This is a genomic window from Chryseobacterium sp. G0162 (genome assembly GCF_003815715.1).
In the GTDB taxonomy this organism is placed as follows: Bacteria; Bacteroidota; Bacteroidia; order Flavobacteriales; family Weeksellaceae; genus Chryseobacterium.
In genome coordinates this window covers 1,864,211-1,887,500 of the sequence record NZ_CP033922.1, presented here as the reverse complement: position 1 = coordinate 1,887,500, position 23,290 = coordinate 1,864,211, and the positions used below count along the sequence as shown (strand labels likewise).

Below are 23,290 nucleotides of genomic sequence, written 5' to 3'. Positions count from 1 at the left end.
GTTGATAGGCTATAGGTGTAAAGACAGTAATGTCATAGCCGAGTAGTACTAATTACCCGTAGATTTATAGCCTGATATGGCGCACGAAAGTGCAGCAAGGTTAGCTCTTTGTGAAAGTTTTTATCGCTTAAAACAGATATCAGAGATTAGATCTCAGATATCAGACAAATTCGTCTGACATCTGATGTCTTGCATCTGACATCTTATATACAACCTTTAGGGTGGTTTTAGCGGTGGGGCTCACCTGTTCCCATTCCGAACACAGAAGTTAAGCCCACCAGCGCCGATGGTACTGCTAACGCGGGAGAGTAGGCCGCCGCCAGTTTTTATTTTATTTTTAAAAGTCTCATACAATTATGTATGAGACTTTTTTTTGCTCTATACTCCACAGCAAAACAAGAATCGATAAGTAATGGGTAATAAGCAATGAATGATGAGTAATGGGTAATCAGGACCATTATTAACGAATTGCTTTTAACAGTTCATTCTTTTCTATCATGTTGCATTTTATTCTTTCTGTCGAATATATTCCTGATACCATTACTTCTGATTATCTTACCGTATTTATTATCCTGTAAGGAGTTTTACCCATAACGTAAAAAGAGTTATAATACTTTTATTTTTAATAGTAAACATAGTAGTATAATAATTATGGATAATGCTCTTTTGGATCCCTGCAGAATGACAAAGGGAGAAAGTTGCTGATAAACTGAAGTATTATACTAATACTCATCATTTATTACTCATTATAGATTACTCATGATTCATGATAGAAGGCTTTCCATCAAAATTCAGTGTGATCTTCTTAAAATTCTTTGAAAAGTCTTCAATCATTGTCAGTTGATATTGTCTTTATTTTCTGTTAGCCTATAATACTTCTATTTAGAATTATTATAACGACTAGTTTCAGATATTTTCAATCACTCATTATTCACTATCCTTCATAGATATCATATTATCTCCAAATAATTTTTTACAAAATCACGTGTTTCCAGGTTCCAGGTATCCACCATATTATAAATCTGCATTTCGAATTTTAAATGTATAATGCGATATATGGTTTTATTCAGGTTTTCTTTTGGCAACTCCAGATTATCTATCCACATTGTGGATAAGTATAAACTTACATTTAAATACAAATAAACCAGTAAGTTAAACGGTATACTTATTCACAATTGCTTTATGGGTGTAAACTTTATGTTAAATAAACTTGCGTGAAATGGATGAAGTTTCTATCTTTGCCCCACTGAAAAACGAAAGGGATTCAGTAAGCGCAGAAGAGCTTTTAAATAAGCATAAACATTATACTTTACGAAAGAGACAGACGAAAAAAAAACTTTTAATTTTTAGGATTTAAAAGTTGCGAGTTAAAATAAAGTTTGTATCTTTGCAGTCCCAATTAAGGGAGCGCAGGAGTAGAGGGATTGAGGGTTAGGAAAGAGATTAAGGTTACTTAAAAAACTTTAAAATTTTCTTTCAAAACATTTGGTCGAATCAAAATAAAGTTTTACTTTTGCACTCGCAAATACGGAGCGACACTGACAGAAAGATTGCTTCGTTGAAAAGCGAAAGATATAAAGATCATTGACATACAATATAACAACCAAGTAAGGAAAAACTAAAGCGTTAAAAAACTTTGAGTGAGTCAGACAAACATACAATGGAGAGTTTGATCCTGGCTCAGGATGAACGCTAGCGGGAGGCCTAACACATGCAAGCTGAGCGGTAGAGATCTTTCGGGATCTTGAGAGCGGCGTACGGGTGCGGAACACGTGTGCAACCTGCCTTTATCAGGGGGATAGCCTTTCGAAAGGAAGATTAATACCCCATAATATAAGAGACGGCATCGTTTTTTATTGAAAACTCCGGTGGATAGAGATGGGCACGCGCAAGATTAGATAGTTGGTGAGGTAACGGCTCACCAAGTCTGCGATCTTTAGGGGGCCTGAGAGGGTGATCCCCCACACTGGTACTGAGACACGGACCAGACTCCTACGGGAGGCAGCAGTGAGGAATATTGGACAATGGGTTAGCGCCTGATCCAGCCATCCCGCGTGAAGGACGACGGCCCTATGGGTTGTAAACTTCTTTTGTATAGGGATAAACCTACTCTCGTGAGAGTAGCTGAAGGTACTATACGAATAAGCACCGGCTAACTCCGTGCCAGCAGCCGCGGTAATACGGAGGGTGCAAGCGTTATCCGGATTTATTGGGTTTAAAGGGTCCGTAGGCGGATCTGTAAGTCAGTGGTGAAATCTCACAGCTTAACTGTGAAACTGCCATTGATACTGCAGGTCTTGAGTGTTATTGAAGTAGCTGGAATAAGTAGTGTAGCGGTGAAATGCATAGATATTACTTAGAACACCAATTGCGAAGGCAGGTTACTAAGCAACAACTGACGCTGATGGACGAAAGCGTGGGGAGCGAACAGGATTAGATACCCTGGTAGTCCACGCCGTAAACGATGCTAACTCGTTTTTGGTTTTTCGGAATCAGAGACTAAGCGAAAGTGATAAGTTAGCCACCTGGGGAGTACGTTCGCAAGAATGAAACTCAAAGGAATTGACGGGGGCCCGCACAAGCGGTGGATTATGTGGTTTAATTCGATGATACGCGAGGAACCTTACCAAGGCTTAAATGGGAAATGACAGGTTTAGAAATAGACTTTTCTTCGGACATTTTTCAAGGTGCTGCATGGTTGTCGTCAGCTCGTGCCGTGAGGTGTTAGGTTAAGTCCTGCAACGAGCGCAACCCCTGTCACTAGTTGCCATCATTAAGTTGGGGACTCTAGTGAGACTGCCTACGCAAGTAGAGAGGAAGGTGGGGATGACGTCAAATCATCACGGCCCTTACGCCTTGGGCCACACACGTAATACAATGGCCGGTACAGAGGGCAGCTACACAGCGATGTGATGCAAATCTCGAAAGCCGGTCTCAGTTCGGATTGGAGTCTGCAACTCGACTCTATGAAGCTGGAATCGCTAGTAATCGCGCATCAGCCATGGCGCGGTGAATACGTTCCCGGGCCTTGTACACACCGCCCGTCAAGCCATGGAAGTCTGGGGTACCTGAAGTCGGTGACCGTAATAGGAGCTGCCTAGGGTAAAACAGGTAACTAGGGCTAAGTCGTAACAAGGTAGCCGTACCGGAAGGTGCGGCTGGAACATCTCATTTTAGAGCGTCGTTAGACGATAAAAAAAATAGTATCGCAAGATACAGAACTTACTTAAAGTTCAAGCTTTAGTTTTTTGTTTGGTTGATTATATTAAAAATACAAAACCCACTAGAAATTAGTAAAGGGATAGAGAGATTTTAGATTATAAATTATAGATTTTAGATTTAAAGAATCATTTAAAATTTTCAATTTAAAATTTAAAATTAATAATGAAGTCTCGTAGCTCAGCTGGTTAGAGCGCTACACTGATAATGTAGAGGTCGGCAGTTCGAGCCTGCCCGAGACTACTAATTATAAGACGGGAAGATATAAGACATCAGATGTCAGACAATAAAGTCTGTAATCTGAGATCTAAAATCTGAAGTCTACTAGAGGGGGAATTAGCTCAGCTGGCTAGAGCGCCTGCCTTGCACGCAGGAGGTCAAGGGTTCGACTCCCTTATTCTCCACATCGATGGTTTAATTTTAAAAAAGCAAATAGAGCCAAAAACAATATTTGCGAATTAGATCAGAAATAGATAAAGATCATTGACATTAACGGTAAAGACATCACAAAGAGATAACCGAGCACTTTCGAGTGCCGAGTTTATAAAAATATCGATAGACGAGAGTTTATCAAAAAATACTGAACTAATTTAATATTAGGAAAGAAATCGTTAAGGGCGTATGGCGGATGCCTAGGCTTTCAGAGGCGACGAAGGACGTGGTAAGCTGCGAAAAGCTGCGGGGATTGGCACACACGAATTGATCCGCAGATGTCCGAATGGGGCAACCCGGCTGGTTGAAGACCAGTCACCTCGTAAGAGGAGCAAACCCGGAGAACTGAAACATCTAAGTACCCGGAGGAAAAGAAATCGAAGAGATTCCGTAAGTAGTGGCGAGCGAAAGCGGATTAGCCCAAAAGCTTTTATATGTTTAATAGAATGTTCTGGAAAGAACAGCCGCAGCGGGTGATAGCCCCGTATATGAAAGGCATATTTAAGTGATAAATGAGTAGGGCGGGACACGTGAAATCCTGTCTGAATATGGGGGGACCATCCTCCAAGGCTAAATACTCCTGAAAGACCGATAGTGAACAAGTACTGTGAAGGAAAGGTGAAAAGCACTTCGAATAGAAGGGTGAAATAGAACCTGAAACCGTACGCCTACAAGCGGTCGGAGCAGCATTAAGCTGTGACGGCGTGCCTTTTGCATAATGAGCCTACGAGTTAATTTTACTAGCGAGGTTAAGGTATTAAGTACCGGAGCCGGAGCGAAAGCGAGTCTGAATAGGGCGCATAGTTAGTAGGATTAGACGCGAAACCTTGTGATCTACCCATGGGCAGGTTGAAGCTCTGGTAACACAGAGTGGAGGACCGAACCGGTTGACGTTGAAAAGTCTTCGGATGACCTGTGGGTAGGGGTGAAAGGCCAATCAAACTGGGAGATAGCTCGTACTCTCCGAAATGCATTTAGGTGCAGCGTCGTATATAAGTTTATTAGAGGTAGAGCTACTGATTGGATGCGGGGGTTTCATCGCCTACCAATTCCTGACAAACTCCGAATGCTAATAAATGTTCTACGGCAGTGAGGGCATGGGTGCTAAGGTCCATGTCCGAGAGGGAAAGAACCCAGACCAACAGCTAAGGTCCCCAAATATATGTTAAGTTGAAGCAACGCGGTTGGACTGCATTGACAGCTAGGATGTTGGCTTGGAAGCAGCCATTCATTTAAAGAGTGCGTAACAGCTCACTAGTCGAGCGGTCCGGCATGGATAATAATCGGGCATAAACATATTACCGAAGCTATGGATTTGTATTTTAGAATACATCTGGTAGGAGAGCATTCTATTTGCGCCGAAGCAGTACTGTGAGGTATTGTGGAGCGGATAGAAAAGAAAATGTAGGCATAAGTAACGATAAAGCGGGCGAGAAACCCGCTCACCGAAAGACTAAGGTTTCCTCAGCCATGCTAATCAGCTGAGGGTTAGTCGGGACCTAACGCGAACCCGAAAGGGGTAGTGGATGGACAATGGGTTAATATTCCCATACTTGCTCACACTAAAAAGGGGACGGAGTGCCGTACTTACTGGAGACTGACGGAATAGTCAAGGCCTAGCCTTCGGGCGAAGCTGCTGTAGGGAAAGTGCTTCCAAGAAAAGCCGAAGTGAAGCAACCCGTACCAAAACCGACACAGGTAGTCGAGGAGAGAATCCTAAGGTGCTAGAGTGAATCATGGTTAAGGAACTAGGCAAAATAGTCTCGTAACTTCGGGAGAAGAGACGCCATCAGCAATGGTGGCCGCAGTAAAGAGGCCCAGGCGACTGTTTATCAAAAACACAGGACTCTGCAAAATCGAAAGATGCAGTATAGGGTCTGACACCTGCCCGGTGCTGGAAGGTTAAGGAAGGTGCTTAGGGTTAAACCGAAGGCATTGACTGAAGCCCCAGTAAACGGCGGCCGTAACTATAACGGTCCTAAGGTAGCGAAATTCCTTGTCGGGTAAGTTCCGACCTGCACGAATGGTGTAACGATCTGGGCACTGTCTCAACCATGAGCTCTGTGAAATTGTAGTATCGGTGAAGATGCCGATTACCCGCAATGGGACGAAAAGACCCTGTGAACCTTTACTATAACTTCGTATTGACTTTGAGTAAGTAATGTGTAGGATAGGTGGGAGGCTATGAAGTGGGCACGCTAGTGTCTGTGGAGCCGACGTTGAAATACCACCCTTTACTTACTTGGAGCCTAACTTCTTTTAGAAGGACATTGCGTGGTGGGTAGTTTGACTGGGGTGGTCGCCTCCAAAAGAGTAACGGAGGCTTTCAAAGGTACCCTCAGCACGCTTGGTAACCGTGCGTAGAGTGTAATGGCATAAGGGTGCTTGACTGTGAGACCAACAAGTCGATCAGGTGCGAAAGCAGGACATAGTGATCCGGTGGTTCCGTATGGAAGGGCCATCGCTCATAGGATAAAAGGTACTCCGGGGATAACAGGCTAGTCTCCCCCAAGAGCTCACATCGACGGGGAGGTTCGGCACCTCGATGTCGGCTCGTCACATCCTGGGGCTGGAGAAGGTCCCAAGGGTTGGGCTGTTCGCCCATTAAAGTGGCACGCGAGCTGGGTTCAGAACGTCGTGAGACAGTTCGGTCTCTATCTATTGCGGGCGTTAGATGTTTGAGAGGGCTTGATTCTAGTACGAGAGGACCGAATTGAACAAACCTCTGGTGTATCAGTTGTACCGCCAGGTGCACTGCTGAGTAGCTACGTTTGGAAGAGATAAGCACTGAAAGCATATAAGTGCGAAACTCGCCTCAAGATGAGACATCTTTTAAGGGTCGTGGGAGATGACCACGTTGATAGGCTATAGGTGTAAAGACAGTAATGTCATAGCCGAGTAGTACTAATTACCCGTAGATTTATAGCCTGATATGGCGCACGAAAGTGCAGCAAGGTTAGCTCTTTGTGAAAGTTTTTATCGCTTAAAACAGATATCAGAGATTAGATCTCAGATATCAGACAAATTCGTCTGACATCTGATGTCTTGCATCTGACATCTTATATACAACCTTTAGGGTGGTTTTAGCGGTGGGGCTCACCTGTTCCCATTCCGAACACAGAAGTTAAGCCCACCAGCGCCGATGGTACTGCTAACGCGGGAGAGTAGGCCGCCGCCAGTTTTTATTTTATTTTTAAAAGTCTCATACAATTATGTATGAGACTTTTTTTTGCTCTATACCCAAATCCCAACAATAAATGAAATAAACAATTAGTGATAAGTAATGAGTAATAAGCAATGAGTAATATCCCCACTTCTATTGAATATTGGCTGTATAGAATACAAATAGTATTTAGTTTTACTCAATATATTGGTCATTATAGATTGTCCCATTATTGATTATTCATACCTCTTTCCTAGCCCTGATAGGAACGGTTACCCCACAGCATGAGTTGGCCCTTGGGTTAGGCGTAGGGTAAGGCATAGGCATAGGTGCGAGGAGTATGAGTGGAGAGCAGGATTAAGCTCCTGAAATACCTTAGAGTATTTACTAATTTCATACTAGATTCTACTTATTTGTAATTAACATTCTTTTATCATTTTGGTTTATTTGTTGTAAACTTTGTTTAAATGATTGTTTTTTTTTGTTTTTCTAATGGGTAAATTGTGTAACTTAGTCATATTAAAATGATTACGAATCTAAAATATACAATCTATGAAAAAACATTTATTCCCTCTATTTCTACTGTTGTTAGGTGTGAATGCACATGCTCAGCAGGATTTTTTTGCTATTACAGGAAAAGATACCGAAGCTATTAATTTCAGTGATTTCCGTGTAATGGATGTAATGAACGGGACTTCGGGTGAGAAGATTTTTACATCTGATTCCTCTACAAAAGTTATTTCACAAACAAGAAGAGGGCAAGTAACTGAGGATAAAAATTCCTTCAATAATTCCCAAGCAGTGACAATGGCAGCATTGGCTTATGATGCATCTAATAATAATCTGGTGTATATGCCTATGTTTTCGTCTAATATTTATGTTTTGAATCCTCAGACTAAAGAAATTACCTTAGTAGAAAATAATGTTGTCAGAGTAACATCATGTGATATTAATTCTCATATTACGAGAATGGCTACGGGCTATGATGGAAATATTTATGCTATTAATAATTCAGGAACACAGCTTTTACAAATTAGTAGAAAGGGAGGACAATATGTAGTTAATGATCTGGGAATCATAAAGGATGATCCTTCTAACGGTAAAAATTCATTTACCAGAATAGAAACAGGATTTGGAGGAGATATGGTTACTGATTCGGATAATAATTTCTATATTTTTGCTGCTTCAGGAAATGTTTTCAAGGTATCTCCTAAAGAATTAAAGGCGAAATTTGTTGGTAAGATTGCGGGGATTCCGGATAACTATTCTGTGAATGGTTCTGCAGTAAATGCGCAGGGAAAGGTAGTGATAGCAAGTGCTAAAGGAGCTCCTTTATATGAAGTGGATCTTGCTAATTTACAGGCCAAACAGCTACCTGGTGAAGAGAATCTACATATTTATGATTTGGCCAGTAAATATTTTGTGAATGACAGGGTTTCTTCAAATAATAAAGCATTAACGAACCTGGATATTTATCCTACCAGAGTAGATGAACAGTTTGTAAATGTTCATGTTAATAATAAGAATGTAAAAGGAAACATCAAAATGAATGTTTTTGATATGTCCGGTAAAAATGTAATGAGTCAAAGTTTGTCTGTGAAAGATGGGGCAATGGATCAGAAGGTTTATTTTAGAGGATTGATTAACGGAGCTTATATTATAAGTTTATCTGATGAATCAGGAAAAGTAATACTAAATAAGAAAATTCTTATCACTGAATAATTCACCCCAAAAGGTATCTATAAAATTAGACTTATTATAAAAACCTTTTCAATCTTCTTGAGAAGGTTTTTTAATGATTATTTGATATTCAACAAGTTTTATTTTTCGATATTAAAATGTACTTTTATAAAAAAATATAGATGAAGCTATACTTTAATGTAGGATATATTGTAAAAGCTGGAGAAAATCTGCAGTTGGTCATTCGTGAAGAAGGTGCTGCGGCTCATATCCATACGATGTTTTGTGCAGAGAATGGTTTGTGGAAATGTGAAGTTGATTATTTTTCAAAATCCATTTCCTATCAATACAGAGTTGTTAATGAAAAAGGAAATGTTTTAAGAGACGAGTTTGTTCAGCATCATCTTAATTTCCCGCATAACTATAAGGAGTTTATCATTTTTGATGAATGGAATAATAAAAACTTTCCAGAGAATTATTTAAATAATAAAATTCTTCACAACAAGTTACATGACTTTAGTCCGGAGAAATCCACAATCTTAAAAAAACATACTCATCTATTCAGACTGGAGGCTCCTATTTATAATAAGGATTGGAGAATCGTATTGTTTGGAAACACAGCTTCTTTAGGAAACTGGGATTATAATAGAGTTGTACCTTTGTATCAGACTGATTTTGGTTTGTGGGAAGTTTCTGTTGAAATTCCCGAGAATGAATTCATCCAGTTTAAATATTGTATTTATGATACGAAAGAAAATAGGGTAATAGATGTAGAAACCGGTGAAAACAGATTCACAATTGCTAATCCGCTGCCAGATGTTTTACAGATTGTATCCAACCATTATTTCAGGTTTAAAGGGTATCAGATGTATCACGATGCGGGAGTTGCCGTTCCTGTATTTTCTTTAAGAAGTGATGAAGGATTTGGAGTAGGAGAGTTCTCAGACATCAAAAAACTGGCAGACTGGACAAAGGAAACGGACCTTGGAATTATCCAGATTCTTCCTATTAATGATACTACAGCGAATTATTCGTGGACGGATTCTTATCCTTATGCAGCAGTGTCTGTATATGCTCTGCATCCCCAATATATTTCCTTAGAAAAACTTGATTTCTCTTTACCGAAAGAATTAGTTAAAGAGTATAACACTGATAAAGAGGCTTTAAACATTCTTGATCTTATCGATTATGAAAAAATGATCGAAGGGAAATGGAAATATCTGAAAGCTATTTTCCATGCAGAAAAAGAAAAGATTTATAAGGACAGAAACTTTAAGAAATTTATCAAAGATAATGAACACTGGTTGGTTCCTTATTCTGCATTCTGTGTTTTAAGGGATAAATACAAAACTCCTAATTTCAATGAGTGGAAAACTCATAAAAAATATATTGCTGGAAAAATCTCACAGTTTTTTACAACAAAAAGTAAAGACTATGATCTTTCAATGCTTCATGCATGGGTACAATACCAACTTCATGTACAACTGAAAGATGCTGTAGATTATACGCACAGTCTTGGAGTTTCTTTAAAAGGAGATCTTCCAATTGGAATTTACAGATATTCTGTTGAAGCATGGACGGAGCCTGAACTATTTGGTATGGATTTCCAGGCAGGAGCTCCACCGGATCAGTTTACAGAGCTTGGGCAAAACTGGGAATTCCCTACATATAATTGGGAAGCCATGAAGGCTGATGATTACAGATGGTGGAAAAACAGATTCAAGGCTTTGGAGCAGTATTTTGATGCTATGAGAATCGATCACATTTTAGGTTTCTTTAGAATATGGAGAATGCCTATTTCTGCCGTACAGGGAATTTTAGGATATTTTTATCCTGCTGTTCCTATCGTTGCGGATGAATTTAAGGCCTGGCAGATTCCATTTGAATTTGACAGGTACTGTAAGCCATTTATCAACAATGAAATTTTATGGAAATATTTTGCAGGAGATAGTGGAAAAGCTCTTGTATTTATGGATCGTAAAGAAGATGGAACCTATTTCTTTAAAGAAGAGTTTGATACCCAAAGAAAGCTGGTAGATTTCTTTAAGAAGAAACCACATGGTCCCCTGGAGGAAAAATTGATTTCTCTTTGTGCTAATGTTTTGTTTTTACCGGAAGAAAGAAAAGGAGTAACAGTATATCATCCAAGGTTTAATGTGTATAATACAGAGTCTTATCAATATCTTCCGGAATCTGAACAGAAAAGTATTTATGATCTGTACCACGACTATTTTTTCAGAAGACAGGATCATCTATGGTACGAAAAAGCAATGGAGAAACTCCCTGTTATCCTGAATGCTACAAAAATGCTGATTTGTGGTGAAGATTTAGGTATGGTTCCTGCCTGTGTGCCGATTGTAATGGATGAACTGGCTATTATTGCTCTGAAAGTTCAGCGTATGCCAGCAGAGAATATTCCATTCTACGATCCAAGATATGCTAGTTATATGAATGTGGTTACTGCTTCTTCCCATGACAGCTCTACCTTGAGGCAATGGTGGAAAGAAGATAAGGCTTTGACTCAAAAATATTTTAATCAACAATTAGTTCAATACGGAAAAGCTCCTGAAGAATTATCTCCAGAACTGGCTGAGATCATTATGAAGCAGCACTTATATAACGAATCTATGTTGGCTATTTTCCCGATTCAGGAATTTATGGCTACGGATGCAAGACTTACCAATCCTAAAATGGATAATGAAAGGATTAATAATCCTGCCGTATTTCCACATTATTGGCGTTATAGAATGCATATAAAGCTGGAAGACCTCAAGAACCAGAAAATGTTCAATGAAAAAATAGCCTACTGGATAAAAGATAGTGGCAGGATGTAAATTTAACTATTGATTTTCAATTAGTTATATGTATTTTAAAAAGAAGTTTAATCTTAGGATTTAACTTCTTTTTTTTATTTGCATCAAAAAGATAGAATTAAGATATTCTGCTATATATTAACCAATTAACGACTATAAAGATGAAAAAAATATTTTTGGGATTAACTTTTGGGTTGGGCGTTTTGACGTCTGCTCAACAGTATCCGAATAATGGTTGGGGTGATGATGGTTATTATCAGAATGGAAATGGCTATTACGGCGATGAAGATGACAGAAATTATTTCCCTGATGATTATTATTATAACTATCCTCAGGACTATTATCCAGGTGATTATTACCAAAGCTATTATAATGACTACAGAAACAGTATTATTAATATCGATTGGAACGGGTTCTTTGTTCAAAACAGATTAACCCGTTGGCAGGTAGATCAGATCATGAGACTGAATAATCTGTATGCGAGTTTTACAGCCTGGGATAATTTCTACAGATATAATCCGGACAGATGGTATTACGATAGATTCTATGCATTGGAAAGAATTATGGGGCCAAGGGTTTTCGTTGTTTTCCAGAATAATTATTACAGAGGAGCAAATCCAATTGTTTACTTCCAGAATTACAGAAGGACTTATTATGTTCCGAGATATGCTGTAATGCCAAGGTATCGAAATGTGAACATTAATATTTACAGAGTAGATCGCTCAAGGTTCAGAAGAGTTGATAATCCTACGTTTGATATTGTAAGAGGAAGCAGTAGACCTGATAATGGTTTCAGAAACTCAGGAGGATCCAACGGAGGCTTCAGAAATAATAATTCAGGAGGTTTTAGAGGAAACTCAGATAACGGAGGTTTCAGGAATAATAATTCAGGAGGCTTTAGAGAAAACTCAGATAACGGAGGTTTCAGAAATAATAATTCTGGTAGTTCCAGAGGAAACTCTGACAACAATGGAGGATTCAGAGGAAATTCTGATAAAGGCGGTTTTAGAAATAACTCCGGTGGATTTAGAGGAAATAATGAAGCAAAACGGGAAGCAGCTCCTGCACCATCAAGAGAAAATAATGGTGGATTCAGAGGAAACGGCGGTGGTTTCAGACAACAAAAATCTGAAAATTCTTCACCAAGTCGTGGTAACAGTGGAGGCTTTAGAGGAAGCTTGGTAAGGAATTAATTTTCATATATTATATTTAAGTGGTGTGAAGGGCAGGTTTTTATAATCTGTCCTTTTTTTTTGCATTATTATTAATTTATTTTAGTTAAAATTTAACATTATTTATGAATATGTTAATTTAACTTATGGTTTAATAGTGAATCAAAAAGGTATAATAACAATTAATTAAATTTTAAAAAGATGAAAAAATTAGTTTTAGCAATAGCATTTATCGGAATGGGTAGTTTTGCAATGGCACAACAGACAACTCCACAGGACAGGGAAGCAAAAAGAGCAGAAATGCAGCAGAAAATGCAACAAAAAGAACAGGAGCATCTTGCACAGATGCAAAAAGATCTTAACCTTAATGCTTCACAGGTAACGCAGGTAAAAGCATTACATGAAAAAAGAAAAGCAGAAATGAAAGCCGATTTTGCAAAAAATAAAGAGGCAAGACAGGCTAAAATGGAGGAAATGAAGGCCAAAAGAACACAAATGGATGCTGATATGAAGAAGATCCTAACTCCTGAACAATATGATAAATGGCAGGCTGACAGAAAAGCTAAAATGGAGCAGAAAAGAATGGCAATGAAGGATAGAAAGATGATGAAAAAGCCGATGAATACAGCTACTCCTGATGTAAAATAACCGTTTATAATTTTAATTTTTTAATGTGTAAAGGATGGAATTTTTTCCATCCTTTTTGTATTAATTTTCTGTAAAACTTTTGATTTCGGGCTTTTATTCCCTATTTTTGACTATAAATTTAATACTTATGGTTAGCGAAAAAATTGCAAAATTAATTAACGAACAAATTGCTCACGAACAATACGCCGCTCAATATTATCTTTCAATGTCTGCATGGTTTTCAGGAAAGGACCTGGATGGAATTGCAAATTACTTCAGAGTACAAAGCAAAGAAGAATTAATGCATGCCGATAAAATGTTTGATTATCTGAATGACGTTGGGGGAGAAATTATCATCGGAGAGATTCCAAAACCTCCACATGAGTTCGAAAACGCAACAGATATTTTTGAAAAGGCGTTGGCACATGAGAAAATTGTAACTAAAAGTATTTTCAATATTGTAAAAAATGCCAATGAAGAGGGTGATTTTGCGACAACATCATTCCTACAGTGGTTCATTAACGAACAGGTAGAAGAAGAAGCGAGTGCTTCTCAGTATGTAACAAAAATCAAAATGGTATGTGATAATCCATCTGCTTTATATCTTTTTGATCAGGAATTATCACAGAGAGTATTTACTCCTAATACAACTGCTTAAATCCCGAAAAGTTTTTAACAATATAAAACCGCTATTCTTTATGATAGCGGTTTTTATTTTTTAGTATAATGAAAGGCAAGTAGCTTTTATTGCATGACTACTGTTGATACTATATAATGAAAACAGGGAAGCAATACTCAGCAGATATAAAAGAGATAATAGAATCAATTTTTTACCATTCCCTTTTTCATGTCGGATCGAAAAGATCTGTACCAGTAAGAGTAAAGGATATACGAACGTAATGACTGCAAAGAAAGCGAAGAGCCAGGTCATAATTAAAGAGAATATACTTTGGAAATTAATGGTTTCAAGACTTCTGTTAAAATAAACATGAGCTGCCTTATCCCAATAATAAATAGCAGCTAAAGCAATGAAAATACTGAGGCTTATCCATTGAATATTGAATACAATCTTCCAGTTTTTAATGATACAATTTTTTAACATAAGCCTTTTGTGCTGTTTCTGATTTATAGAGGCTTATTTTTTCTGCCTTAATCTCTGTATTCTGATAGCTGTAATAAAAGCTATAGCTCCTATTATAAGACTAGAAAAAAAAGATTTTACTATACTTTCTGTAGGCATATACCTAAGACCATCCTTGGTTACAGGAGGATCAATATAATCTAGAATATTAAATATGACAATTCCGGATAAGGCCATCATAATGACGCTTATTAAAAATGAGATAAAATAAATTTTCATGGTTATATCATTAATACTTGTGTTAGTTTTTAAGGGTAAAGATTATTTTACATTTTCCAGCAGTTTTTTTATAGGGTGAAAGATACAGCTTAATCTATTGTTCCGGATATTTTAACGTATATTTTTAATGATATTTTATTGTAATTCAAAGAGATATTTGAAATAGAAGTAAATTTACAGATAAATGATCTGTGTTTTCAGAACTTTTTTACCCAACCTTTCAAGAATATTTTTGTATCCCTGTACCTGTTCTTCATCCTTGCCTTTCTCTTCACCGGTTTTAAAATCCACAATGATATAGCCTTCTTCACTTTTGAGAATACGGTCAGGTCTTGAAATATGGCTTTCCCCATTTTCAGAGATCATGATATCTTTTTCATTGATAACTTCCCACTTTTCATCAAAGAATTCAGAATATGTTTTTACAATTTCCTGTAAAGTGATCTGTATTTCGTTCTTCTCTTCTAGGGTAATCTGGCCTTCCAGAGCATAGCCATCCAATACTTTCGTAATATCTTTTTTAGTATTGATCTTAGATAAAAGTTCATGTACAAAAAGCCCGATCCTTACTTTCTCGTTTCGTACCTGATAATTTTTTGACGGAGTAGCAATTTTGATGGAAGTACTTTTTTCATTTACATTTTTCAGATTCTGAATATTCTGAGTTTTAAAAGAAGATGTCTTTGTCTTAGAATACTTTTTAAGCATTTCAGGTTTTACTTCATACAGATCAAATGAATCTGAATTTTCAGTGTTCTTGGTCTGAATAAATTCTAACAATTCGAGATTATTCGAAGTTTTATTAGCTTTTTGAAGATAGAAAAATAACTGCTCAACAGGTCTAGTGGTTGCTACATACTGTAAACACAACCTGTCAATCAAATTTTTATACGAATTCTTTTTATTGAATTTTTGAATTTCCTCATCATAAACTTCCAGGTTTTTACTGAACTGGTTAATGTTCACTGACTTTAAAGCATCACTCTCATTCGTTTCAAACCAATTGGTAAATTCACTATCCCGGTTTTTATTCATCATAGGAATGAAAACAATAGGGAACTCCAGCCCTTTAGATTTATGGATCGTCATAATCTGAATGGCATCAATATTTTCCGAAGCCTGAATGGTATAAGAAGATGCTTCTTCATCCCAGTATTTTAAAAACTCTTTGGTACTTGCCCCCGCATTTTGAGTAAAGTTGAAAAGCATTTCCAAAAAGTTCAACAGGAAGTCTGTTTCCTTATTTTCTACTGAAAACTCATTGATGTAATACTCAATAAAATTGTACAAATTGAATCTTGGAAAATGATCCTGCTTCAACTGTAGCGAATATTTCTGCTGGATAAACTGAAGTATTTCCTCATGACCTTCAATATCCAGAATTTCCTTCATTTCAAGCGTGAAATCTGCCATGTGAATTTTTCCTAATGTATTCAGATAATACATCATCATAATAAGACAAGGCTTATTTTTCGGATTGATTTCCCATCTTAAAAACTCAATGACCGCTTTCAAAGTATTAGAAAGCTCCAGGGTAAGACCTTTATCAGAAATGGTTTTAATATTGGTTTCCTCACCATGATAGGTTACTTTTAAGCTTCCCAGTTTTTGAGAATAGCTGAAAATATCAAAATTTCCTCGGCATAGAATTGTAATATCTGAGAACTTAAATCCATTATCCAGACATTCCTGAATATCTTTCCGCATGCTCTCTGAGGTATCATCATAAAACTCTTCGTTGGTAAGATTTTCGATCAGATTTACTTTTACCCGCCCGTCAATCTTCGATTTTGGTGTTTGTTCGGCATCCGTCCCGAAAATATTTTGATGCTCCTCTTCCAGTTCCAGAGAATGGTACTGATAGAGCTCATTATTAAAGTGTACAATATTTCTGGCACTTCTCCAGTTGTCTTTAAGAACAAGAAGATCCGCTTCCTTGGGGGAAAACTCCTTTTTATTGATAATATCCAGCATCAACTTACTTTCTCCGCCACGGAATCTGTAGATACTCTGTTTAGGATCTCCTACCAGAGTAAAAGAAGTATATTCGGTGGAAACACTATGATCTCTTAGTGGAACAAAGTTTTGCCATTGTAATTCTGACGTATCCTGAAACTCATCAAAGAAATAATGCTGAAATTGTGCCCCTACTTTTTCATAGATAAAGGCCGACGGCTCGTTTTTAAGATTTTCATTGATAAGGATATTAAATTTTGAAAGAAGAACAAGATCATTCTCTTCCTCAATCTTTTTAAGTTCATCCTGAATATCCTTATTGACTTTTAAAGGAAGCAGCGCAGATAAAATCTTTTCCTTCTTCTGGGTTTCAATGTACAGAAGAATTAGCTTCATCCTGTTTTCAATAAGCCGGTCCAGAATCTCAAAAATTTCAGATTCTTTGTGTTTGGACTTTGAAGAGGCTCCTTTTCTGTAATTATTGATGACCGATTCTTCCGCTGTAGTAGGAAAAGGAAACCCAGCTCTTTTCTGTTGGTAAAAATCAATAACCTTGGTAAAGAAGCCTCCAATTCCGTTTTTTCCCTGTGCAAAATCTTCAATCTCAATATTTCTTGATTTAAATAACTCAATAGAATTGGTAGCAAGCTCTGCAGCCTGTTTCTTATTAAGGACAATCTCTTTACGAAGTGCATTTTTAATGTCTTCATAATTCGTATCATCAAAACTCTGATTGCTTTTCAGATGCTCATAGTGAATATCCTTTACAAACTCTTTTGCCGAATCATAAAGGTTCTTGTTAAGATTAATCCTTTCATTATTCTCAAGGCTGTAATCCACATAATCCATAAAAGAATGAGAGATCGTATCATTCTCTCCAATCTGATCCAACATTTTATCAACCGCTTCAATGAGAAATGGTTCTGCTTCAATTTCCAGGTTGAAATTTTTTGCCAATCCCAATTCATAGGAAAAGCTTCTTACCAACCTTGAGTTGAAGCGGTCAATCGTTCCGATATTCAAAGTGGAATAGTTATGAAGAATATGATCCAGTAGCCTTTTTGAACGATGATGCAAATCATCAATAGTAATTTTTAATCCCTGCTCTTCAAAAGCTTTCTGAATGTTTTTAAGATCAGCATTCCCTGCATAATCGCTGGCAGCAAAATTTCCAAGCCAGGACAAAATTCTTTCCTTCATCTCATTGGCAGCCTTATTGGTAAAGGTCAAAGCGAGAATATTCCTGATCGATTGCTGTTGATTAGGATAGCGGAGACAGATCATCAGAAGTCGCTGAACCAGGGCATATGTTTTCCCGGATCCGGCTGAAGCATTGATAACTGTATAAGAATTTTGCATTGTTGAAGGAGAATTGAGACTGCAAGTTAGCTAAAATTTAAAAGAAAATTTAACAATTCAATCTGCCTATTTAACAGTTTCGCGACCAAAAGGCAGCAAGAAATACTAAAAGGCGTTAACGGTGGTTAAACTTATGTTTCAATACAAAAATAATTTTAGCTTTGCTCTATAAAAAATAATCCGTGAAATTCAAACTACTCCTTTTTCTATCTCTGATTTTCTTCATACATTCCAATGCTCAAAGCTATATTTTTGGAAAGGTGGTTTCTGAGAGCGGTGCAGAAATGAAAGATGTCACTGTCGTAAATATCAGAACTGATGAAATGGCATTCTCAAACGAAGATGGTCATTTCATGATTTCCGGGAGACCAGGTGATGAATTACGATTTATAAAAGCCGGATATGACAGAGTTGTGAAAAATGTTTCTCAGGAAAATGTACAGTCTCCGATGAACATCAGCCTTATTCGATCAACCATTCAGATTCCTGAAGTGGAGGTTAAGCAGGGGCTTACCGGGAATTTAAAAATAGATTCAAGAAGTTACAATAAACCTAAAAAAGTTCAAAAGCTGGAGATAGAGATGAGCCGCTATATTGCACAAAAATCAGATCCGAGAATCCTTGCTGCAAAACCTGGGGAATTTGTACAACCGAAAGGAGAAGGATTTTTCATTGGGAAAGTTAATGACAAATGGGATGATATTGATTTAATGAATTATATTCATGCAAGTCTTGGAGATAATTATTTCACCAATCTTAAAATAGAAAAACCATTGATTAATCATTTCATTTCTTATGTTTTAGCAGGTGGTTTTGAAAGGAAAAAAATCCTCAAATATGGATTTTGCAGTGATGCTGACCTGAACAGGTTCCAACGTTTTGTTCTGACAAGAATTTCTTCTTATCGCGCTCCACAGCCTCAAAGATAATCTATGGAAAACATATTCAAAACCAGTCTGTGTGTTATCCTTTCTCTCCTATCAGGAATATTGTTCTCACAGCAAAAAGTAACGGGATTTGTTACTGATAACACTCATAACAATATTAATCCGGTATTAATCATTAATGTTTCGAAAAATATTTCTGTACTGAGCGATTCTTCAGGGAAATTTGTAATAGATGCCGATGAAAATGATGAAATAAGATCTGTAAAAGAAGGATATTATCGTGCCAGTAAGAAGGTCTTAAAAGAAGATTTCAATACTCCTGTGCTAATGGTGCTCTCAAAAGCGGAGATTCAAATTCCGGAAGTACAAATTGCTTTCAAGCCTACAGGAAACCTGGAAAAGGATAGTAAGCGCCTTAATGAGTCTCAAAAATTAAGGTCTTTAAAATCGGATATGTCAAAATATATGAAAAGTCCTTTAGCAGAGCCCTTGCCTGATAAATCTATTTCCAAAACCTTTACCGGACATGATTTTAAAGCAGGGCAAGTAGATGTCTTAGGTATTATTGGTAAAGCAATAAATCTGTTTACGAATGCAACAAAACCTAAAATTACAAAGGCAAACTATCTGGAATTTCAGGATTTCATGGTACAACTTAAAAATGACGTTAATTTAGATTTCCTGAGAAAATATGGGATGGAAGATGAGCAGATTGATGCATTTCTCATTTATGCGGAAAATACGAGAGAACTTTCCAAAAAATTCAGAAAAGATTTCAATAAGGAGGTATTGGCATTTGAATTAAAAACTGCCTTTGTAGAATATCGTAAGTTGAATAAGCTTGATGCCAAATAAAATATTGGTATTTTTAAATGATAAAAGAACAATTGGATCATAACCTAAAAAATATTGTAAGTGTATATTGGAAAAAAAGTTTTCTTTTCCTTGTCATATTGTGCAGTAATCTTTTGTTTTCCCAGCAGACCGTAACGGGGCGGATTATTGATGACAACGGAGGAAATTTAAATGCAGTAACTATTGTCAATATGTCTACAGATAAAAAAGTATATTCCAATTCAGAGGGAATGTTTTCTATTGAAGCTAATCCTAATGACGAATTGAGGTTTGTAAAAGAAGATTTCACGAGAGTTTCCAGAAGAGTTCTTACAGATGGAATTAATGCTCAATTACTGATAACACTTTTCCAGATACCCAAAGATGTTGGCGAGGTAAAAATTATAAAAAAACTATCAGGTGATCTCGAGCAGGATTCAAGAGTTGTCGCTAAAGTAGATAAAGGAGAGCAGGTGAAACAATCCGTGGGACTTCCGCAGCCCGTTGGAAAGATGCGGGAAAAGCCGGCAGAAGTGAAAAGTGTTCTTTTACCTATATTATTAGGAAACCTCAATGTACAGGGAGTGTACGACCTAATCAGTGGAAAAGCCAGAAAACAGAAAAGACAATATAGATATGATGACCTCCAGGAACATATTGCCTGGGTTCGGAGCAGGGTAGAGGACGATTATTTTGTTAAGGCTGGAATACCTGCTGATAAAATTTCGGAGTTTATAGAATTTTCATTTGTAGCCAAGCCTCAGGTTCGTACGTATGTAAAAGCCCGAAATTTGTCCGGTGTTATGTTGAGAATGGAAGAGGTGATCCCACTTTTCATTGAAAGACTAAAGAATAGTCATCGATAACTCAATTTTTTTTAATGTTAAATAAATCTTAAAATATTGGAATGGAAATTGATGCAATAAACTCATAATCAAATCAAATTCACATATTTTATGAATAAAAATATTATTGCAGTTGCAATAGGCGCTTTAGGATTTGTTCTTGGCCTGGGATTTTTGGGAAATGCAATCAAAAACAGGAATAAATCTGAAAATACGATCTCCGTAACAGGATTAGGATCCAAACAGTTTACTTCTGACCTGATTACTTGGTCAGGAAGTTTTTCTAAAAATAATTCTGATCTGAAATCAGCTTATGATCAGTTGGCGCAGGATAGAAAAGTCATCAATGATTATTTGATTTCAAAGGGAATAAAACAGAATGAGATTGTATTTTCCTCTGTGGACATTCAAAAACAGTTCAGGAGTTATAATGATTCCAATGGAAATTATGTACAAGGAGAATTTTCCGGTTACAACCTATCTCAAAATGTCTCTATTGAAAGTAAGGAAGTCGGTAAAATTGAAAATCTTTCCAGAAATATTACTGAAATTATCAACCGTGGAATTGAATTCACTTCTTCTTCACCGTCTTATTTTTACACCAAACTAGCTACGGTAAAGCAGGAAATGATTGCCAGTGCTACAAAAGATGCTAAAGAACGGGCTGAAAAAATTGCAGAAAATTCGGGAAGTAGTTTGGGCAATCTTAAAAAAGCGACAATGGGTGTCATTCAGATCACAGCTCCCAATTCAAACGAAGATTATTCATATGGAGGAACATTTAATACCTCTTCCAAAGAAAAAGAAGCCAGTATTACCATAAAACTGGAGTATGAAGTAAATTAGATACTAATTTTAGCAGAAAAGTAAAGCGCAAACATCTGTGGAAATTTGTGCAATCTCCTCAATAAAAAATAAACGCCGGAAATACTCCGGCGTTTTATATTAAGGATAAACAATATCGCAAATTTCATTTTTAAGCTCTTCCACATTTTCAGGAGAATAATTGGCCAGAAGCCATAGGTTTAGAGATTGTTTCCCTTCTCCATAACTTGGTTGTACATAAGTAGTATCAATGAGTCCGAAACTATTTCTCTGATAGAAAGAATAACGTCTTTTAGCATCTTCATTCAGATCTTCAGGCTCAATTTCCAGGATAATTCTTGGATAGTTTTCCAGTAAGTGCTGCATAATATGAGATCCTAGTTTCTTGCTTCTGAAAGCCTCAAACACTTCAAAATGTTCTACAAAAACAAAAGAACTCAGCTCCCATAAGATGAGATACCCTATGGCCTCTGATTCATGTACTATAGACATAAAACTGACTTTAGGATTTGAAAATAAATCCAGAAACTGTTTTTTATCTCTTTGTTCGTCTACAGGAAAAGTGCTGGTATAAGAAGAATAGATTCCCTGAACTCTATGATCTTCAGCAGTAGTAATTGGTAAAAATTCCATAATTATAAATCAAAGACACTTGGTCTTCTGGTGATAAAAATATCTTTAATCCACAAAGTAAATGCCAAGCCCAGATAAATCAGAAAGAAAAAACCGGCGGTAGCAAAAGTAGAGTAGATGAAAAAGATCCTTAATTTGGATACGGGAATTCCAAGTTTGGCACCCATTCTTGTCAGTACACCAAACCATTCTCTTTCCATTTTATGACGGATATTACTCAGCATTTCAAGATTCTTTTAAAAGTTTAAATCCAATACTGCAAGTTAAGCAATTTTTTTCTTCACATGAGTTTTTGTAGTGATAAATCAGGCTCTGGCTTTCCAGAGCATTGGTAGCTGACACACCAAGGTTTTTCCAGCTTTGGACTACTGAGTTCTTTTCAGCTGGAATATTTTGATAGAATTCTATCATCTTATCCGCAATTTCTTCACTATGGTATTTATGATAAGTATACTTTAAAGGAAGAATAGTATTTAGAATGATGAGGTTAATAAAATCCTTACTTAAAGTTTTAGGCTGTACTTTTGAGATCGTTCCGAAATTGAAATGACAATCCCAATACTCAGAAGCTTTTACTGATTTAAATAGATCATAGAGTTCTTCAGTACTTTCTGCATCCATTACTTTTGAAAATAAATTCTGATGCTGGTAAAGATCTGCCAGCTGAGACAGACGGATGGTAGGAAAATTAGGAGGTCGTAGTCTCAAAAATTTAGGATGAAACAGGAGGTTTGGAAGGGTAAACTTTGCTTTAATAAATTCGAATTCCCGCTTCCATATTTTCATTTGTCCGTCTTCTGGAGTCGTAAGCCAGCCCGAAATTCCGAATAATAAAGCTTCAAGTTGCAGTGGATTCTGACGGATCTTATTAATAATACTGTAATCAATACTTTCTGCAATCTGCCTGAAAATATGAGCATTTACTTTTAATCCGAAAGAATAAGCAAGGCTGTGGAATAAAACCGCTTCAAAATTATTTTTATAAAAAATTAAACTTTGCTCAAGTTCAATAGATTTTTCCTCCAGTTTTTTCAGAATATTTCCTTCATGAAAGTGGACTGGAATTTTATCTTTATTAAAAATATTTTCACAGGCAATAAATTGATTACCATTGACTAATCTTTCGTACTTCCATATTATACCTTCATCAATATAATGTTTCAGTTCAAGGGTAGGAACTTTCTGATGGGTAAGCTCACTAATCTCAGTATCGTGTTGAAAAACTACATGAAGAATAATGTTCTGGTAATTGGGGTCTTGAGAATGATTGTGGAAAATCCAGTCCGAGGAACGAACATGCAGTTCTATATTTCCGGCAAGAACTACATTATTGATTTTGATTTTAGAATCGAGAAAATCCGGGCCGGCATCTTTGTTCCATTTCCCGAATTGGATAATTTCAACGGAATTTCCTTCAATATCCTTGAAGTCAAAATATTTGAAAACCTTATAGTTCCAAAGATATTGAAGTAATTTTTCCGTCAT

At 36.8% G+C, this 23,290-nt stretch carries 14 protein-coding genes, 2 tRNA genes and 5 rRNA genes (1 of these 21 only partly in view); 16 read left to right on the top strand and 5 right to left on the bottom strand.

The window, feature by feature from the left end; all coding sequences use genetic code 11:
- From EG344_RS08680 to EG344_RS08625, 12 genes are all read left to right on the top strand, one after another.
- Nucleotides 1–72: ribosomal RNA gene (locus EG344_RS08680) — 23S ribosomal RNA — on the top strand (it extends 2,687 nt beyond the left edge of the window).
- Between the two features lie 145 nt (nt 73–217).
- Nucleotides 218–325: ribosomal RNA gene (gene rrf / locus EG344_RS08675) — 5S ribosomal RNA — on the top strand.
- Nucleotides 326–1,657: 1,332 nt separating this feature from the next.
- Nucleotides 1,658–3,174: ribosomal RNA gene (locus EG344_RS08670) — 16S ribosomal RNA — on the top strand.
- 214 nt (nt 3,175–3,388) lie between these two features.
- Nucleotides 3,389–3,462, top strand: a tRNA-Ile gene (locus EG344_RS08665).
- An 87-nt stretch (nt 3,463–3,549) separates the two neighbouring features.
- Nucleotides 3,550–3,623, top strand: a tRNA-Ala gene (locus EG344_RS08660).
- A gap of 197 nt (nt 3,624–3,820) precedes the next feature.
- Nucleotides 3,821–6,579 (top strand): 23S ribosomal RNA (locus EG344_RS08655).
- Between the two features lie 145 nt (nt 6,580–6,724).
- Nucleotides 6,725–6,832 (top strand): 5S ribosomal RNA (gene rrf / locus EG344_RS08650).
- The 16S, 23S and 5S rRNA genes sit together here with 2 tRNA genes alongside, the layout of an rRNA operon.
- A 534-nt stretch (nt 6,833–7,366) precedes the next feature.
- Nucleotides 7,367–8,536, top strand: a complete 1,170-nt coding sequence (locus EG344_RS08645) for a T9SS type A sorting domain-containing protein (protein ID WP_123909112.1) — start codon at nt 7,367–7,369, stop codon at nt 8,534–8,536.
- Nucleotides 8,537–8,676: 140 nt separating this feature from the next.
- Nucleotides 8,677–11,328 carry a 4-alpha-glucanotransferase gene (locus tag EG344_RS08640; protein ID WP_123909111.1) on the top strand — a complete coding sequence of 884 codons (2,652 nt, stop codon included), beginning with the start codon at nt 8,677–8,679 and terminating at the stop codon, nt 11,326–11,328.
- Nucleotides 11,329–11,468: 140 nt separating this feature from the next.
- Nucleotides 11,469–12,500: a hypothetical protein gene (locus EG344_RS08635; protein WP_123909110.1), complete on the top strand. Its 1,032-nt coding sequence runs from the start codon at nt 11,469–11,471 to the stop codon at nt 12,498–12,500.
- Nucleotides 12,501–12,680: 180 nt separating this feature from the next.
- Nucleotides 12,681–13,127: a hypothetical protein gene (locus tag EG344_RS08630; RefSeq protein ID WP_123909109.1), complete on the top strand. Its 447-nt coding sequence runs from the start codon at nt 12,681–12,683 to the stop codon at nt 13,125–13,127.
- Between the two features lie 127 nt (nt 13,128–13,254).
- Nucleotides 13,255–13,764, top strand: a complete 510-nt coding sequence (locus tag EG344_RS08625) for a ferritin (RefSeq protein ID WP_105704292.1) — start codon at nt 13,255–13,257, stop codon at nt 13,762–13,764.
- Between the two features lie 60 nt (nt 13,765–13,824).
- Here EG344_RS08625 and EG344_RS08620 read toward each other — a convergent pair whose 3' ends face one another.
- Together EG344_RS08620 and EG344_RS08615 are read right to left on the bottom strand one after the other, a co-directional pair.
- Nucleotides 13,825–14,208, bottom strand: a complete 384-nt coding sequence (locus tag EG344_RS08620) for a hypothetical protein (RefSeq protein WP_123909108.1) — start codon at nt 14,206–14,208, stop codon at nt 13,825–13,827.
- 432 nt (nt 14,209–14,640) lie between these two features.
- A complete protein-coding gene (locus EG344_RS08615) occupies nt 14,641–17,781 on the bottom strand; it encodes a UvrD-helicase domain-containing protein (protein ID WP_123909107.1) in 3,141 nt (1,046 codons plus the stop codon).
- Nucleotides 17,782–17,963: 182 nt separating this feature from the next.
- On the opposite strand from EG344_RS08615, the gene EG344_RS08610 reads away from it, so the two are divergent.
- From EG344_RS08610 to EG344_RS08595, 4 genes are all read left to right on the top strand, one after another.
- A complete protein-coding gene (locus EG344_RS08610) occupies nt 17,964–18,710 on the top strand; it encodes a carboxypeptidase-like regulatory domain-containing protein (RefSeq protein WP_123909106.1) in 747 nt (248 codons plus the stop codon).
- Between the two features lie 3 nt (nt 18,711–18,713).
- Complete coding sequence (locus EG344_RS08605) at nt 18,714–19,523, top strand: hypothetical protein (protein WP_123858882.1); 810 nt, start codon at nt 18,714–18,716, stop codon at nt 19,521–19,523.
- 17 nt (nt 19,524–19,540) lie between these two features.
- Nucleotides 19,541–20,368: a carboxypeptidase regulatory-like domain-containing protein gene (locus EG344_RS08600; protein WP_123909105.1), complete on the top strand. Its 828-nt coding sequence runs from the start codon at nt 19,541–19,543 to the stop codon at nt 20,366–20,368.
- A gap of 90 nt (nt 20,369–20,458) precedes the next feature.
- A complete protein-coding gene (locus EG344_RS08595) occupies nt 20,459–21,193 on the top strand; it encodes an SIMPL domain-containing protein (protein ID WP_123909104.1) in 735 nt (244 codons plus the stop codon).
- A 99-nt stretch (nt 21,194–21,292) separates the two neighbouring features.
- Here EG344_RS08595 and EG344_RS08590 read toward each other — a convergent pair whose 3' ends face one another.
- Genes EG344_RS08590 through EG344_RS08580 form a run of 3 tightly spaced genes read right to left on the bottom strand, consistent with a single transcriptional unit; the run spans nt 21,293 to nt 23,290 of the window.
- Nucleotides 21,293–21,805, bottom strand: a complete 513-nt coding sequence (locus EG344_RS08590; RefSeq protein WP_123909103.1) for a GNAT family N-acetyltransferase — start codon at nt 21,803–21,805, stop codon at nt 21,293–21,295.
- 2 nt (nt 21,806–21,807) lie between these two features.
- Nucleotides 21,808–22,029 carry a PspC family transcriptional regulator gene (locus EG344_RS08585; RefSeq protein ID WP_027373948.1) on the bottom strand — a complete coding sequence of 74 codons (222 nt, stop codon included), beginning with the start codon at nt 22,027–22,029 and terminating at the stop codon, nt 21,808–21,810.
- Between the two features lies 1 nt (nt 22,030).
- Nucleotides 22,031–23,290 (bottom strand): DUF2851 family protein, encoded by a 1,260-nt coding sequence (locus EG344_RS08580; protein WP_123909102.1) that lies wholly within the window; start codon nt 23,288–23,290, stop codon nt 22,031–22,033.

What these genes read in the sequence shown, in the direction of transcription:
- EG344_RS08645 (WP_123909112.1), top strand. Translation starts at nt 7,367, where the DNA reads ATGAAAAAACATTTATTCCCTCTATTTCTACTGTTGTTAGGTGTGAAT.
- EG344_RS08640 (WP_123909111.1), top strand. Translation starts at nt 8,677, where the DNA reads ATGAAGCTATACTTTAATGTAGGATATATTGTAAAAGCTGGAGAAAAT.
- EG344_RS08635 (WP_123909110.1), top strand. Translation starts at nt 11,469, where the DNA reads ATGAAAAAAATATTTTTGGGATTAACTTTTGGGTTGGGCGTTTTGACG.
- EG344_RS08630 (WP_123909109.1), top strand. Translation starts at nt 12,681, where the DNA reads ATGAAAAAATTAGTTTTAGCAATAGCATTTATCGGAATGGGTAGTTTT.
- EG344_RS08625 (WP_105704292.1), top strand. Translation starts at nt 13,255, where the DNA reads ATGGTTAGCGAAAAAATTGCAAAATTAATTAACGAACAAATTGCTCAC.
- EG344_RS08620 (WP_123909108.1), bottom strand. Translation starts at nt 14,208, where the DNA reads ATGTTAAAAAATTGTATCATTAAAAACTGGAAGATTGTATTCAATATT.
- EG344_RS08615 (WP_123909107.1), bottom strand. Translation starts at nt 17,781, where the DNA reads ATGCAAAATTCTTATACAGTTATCAATGCTTCAGCCGGATCCGGGAAA.
- EG344_RS08605 (WP_123858882.1), top strand. Translation starts at nt 18,714, where the DNA reads ATGGAAAACATATTCAAAACCAGTCTGTGTGTTATCCTTTCTCTCCTA.
- EG344_RS08600 (WP_123909105.1), top strand. Translation starts at nt 19,541, where the DNA reads ATGATAAAAGAACAATTGGATCATAACCTAAAAAATATTGTAAGTGTA.
- EG344_RS08595 (WP_123909104.1), top strand. Translation starts at nt 20,459, where the DNA reads ATGAATAAAAATATTATTGCAGTTGCAATAGGCGCTTTAGGATTTGTT.
- EG344_RS08590 (WP_123909103.1), bottom strand. Translation starts at nt 21,805, where the DNA reads ATGGAATTTTTACCAATTACTACTGCTGAAGATCATAGAGTTCAGGGA.
- EG344_RS08585 (WP_027373948.1), bottom strand. Translation starts at nt 22,029, where the DNA reads ATGCTGAGTAATATCCGTCATAAAATGGAAAGAGAATGGTTTGGTGTA.
- EG344_RS08580 (WP_123909102.1), bottom strand. Translation starts at nt 23,290, where the DNA reads ATGACGGAAAAATTACTTCAATATCTTTGGAACTATAAGGTTTTCAAA.